The organism is Streptomyces sp. NPDC047085 (genome assembly GCF_040643735.1).
Taxonomy (GTDB): domain Bacteria; phylum Actinomycetota; class Actinomycetes; order Streptomycetales; family Streptomycetaceae; genus Streptomyces.
Genome location: NZ_JBEYUW010000037.1, coordinates 1 through 1,682, shown reverse-complemented (window position 1 = coordinate 1,682; position 1,682 = coordinate 1). Strand labels below are relative to the sequence as shown.

The 1,682-nt window shown below is 69.6% G+C and carries 2 protein-coding genes; both read left to right on the top strand.

Annotated features, from left to right (window positions below; genetic code table 11):
- Positions 1 to 4 precede the first annotated feature (4 nt).
- Positions 5 to 1,006, top strand: a complete 1,002-nt coding sequence (locus tag ABZ865_RS41985) for an ATP-binding cassette domain-containing protein (RefSeq protein WP_361242815.1) — start codon at positions 5 to 7, stop codon at positions 1,004 to 1,006.
- Positions 1,003 to 1,682: ABC transporter permease (locus tag ABZ865_RS41980; RefSeq protein ID WP_361242812.1), on the top strand; the 680-nt coding region annotated here is incomplete at its 3' end. The genes ABZ865_RS41985 and ABZ865_RS41980, both read left to right, overlap by 4 nt.

The window sequence follows — 1,682 nt, the reverse complement described above, 5'->3', positions numbered from 1 at the left end:
TGAGATGACGAGTGCGGCGATTTCGGTTGTCGGGCTGCGGAAGGCGTATGGCGAGCACCGGGTGCTGGACGGGGTGGATCTGTCGATCCCGGCGGGTTCGGTGTTCTCGCTGCTGGGCCCGAACGGTGCGGGCAAGACCACGACGGTGAAGATCCTGTCCACGCTGCTGAAGGCGGACGAGGGTCAGGTCACCGTCGCCGGGCACGATCTGGCGTCGGACCCGGACGGGGTGCGTTCCAGCATCGGTGTGACGGGGCAGTTCTCCGCGGTCGACCCGTTCCTGAACGCGGAGGAGAACCTCCAGCTGATGGGCCGGCTGTGGCACCTGGACAAGAAGACGGTGGCCGAGCGCTGTGCCCGGCTGATCGAGCAGTTCGACCTGGTCGAGGCGGCCCGCAAGCCGGTCATGACCTACTCCGGCGGCATGAAGCGCCGCCTGGACCTGGCGATGACCCTGGTCGGCGCCCCCCGCGTCATCTTCCTCGACGAGCCCACCACCGGCCTGGACCCGCGGGTGCGCCGGGCGATGTGGGACCTGCTGCGGGACCTGGTCGCCGACGGCGTCACCCTGTTCCTGACCACCCAGTACCTGGAAGAGGCCGACCAGCTCGCCGACGAGATCGCCGTCCTCAACGGCGGCAGGCTCGTGGCCCAGGGCACGCCGGAGCAGCTGAAGCGGCAGATCCCCGGCGGCAGCGTCGACCTGCAGTTCACCAGCGTCTCCGCCCTCGCCGCCGCCTCGGCCGCGCTGGACGGCACCCCGGTCACCCGGGACGAGGACTCCCTGACCCTGCGCATCCCGAGCGACGGCAGCGCCTTCGCTGTCCAGCACATCCTGTCCCGCCTGGACACCACCACCGTGGCCGAGCTGTCCCTGAAGACCCCCGACCTGGACGACGTCTTCCTCACCCTGACCGGCCAGACCACCGACACCGACACCCACGGCAACGTCCCCGCTTCCGCCGGCACCGTCGGCGCCGACACCGAGAAGAAGGTCCTGGTATGAGCACCGTCACCTACGCGGTCGCCGACTCCGCCACCCTCCTGCGCCGCAACATCAAGAACCAGCTGCGCTACCCCACCACCGCCCTGTCCATCGTCGGCATCCCCGTCCTGTTCCTCCTGCTGTTCGTCTACGTCTTCGGCAACGTCCTCGGACAGGGCGTCGGCCCCGCCGCCGGCGGCCACGACGACTACGTCAACTACGTCCTGCCCGGCCTGATCATCATGACCGCCGCCACCGGATCCCTCGGCACCGCGGTCTCCACGTCGGTGGACATGACCGAGGGCATCATCGCCCGCTTCAAGACCATGGCCATCTTCCGGCCCGCGATCCTCATCGCCCGCGTCATCTCCTCCGTCCTGCAGACCCTCACCAGCATGGCCCTCGTCCTCGCCGTCGCCTGGGCCATGGGCTTCCACCCCAACGCCACCCCCCTGGAATGGCTCGCCACCCTCGGCCTGCTCGCCGCCGCCAGCCTCGCCCTGACCTGGCTCGGCGTCGCCTTCGGACTCGCAGCCAAGACCCTCGACGCCGCCTCCAACGCCCCCTTCCCCCTCATCCTCCTGCCCTTCGTCGGCTCCGGCATCGTCCCCACCGACACCATGCCCACCGGCCTGCGCTACTTCGCCGAGTACCAGCCCTTCACCCCCATGATCGAAACCCTCCGCGGCCTCCTCCT

Coding starts and splice junctions, on each gene's coding strand:
- ABZ865_RS41985 (WP_361242815.1), top strand. CDS start 5: ATGACGAGTGCGGCGATTTCGGTTGTCGGGCTGCGGAAGGCGTATGGC.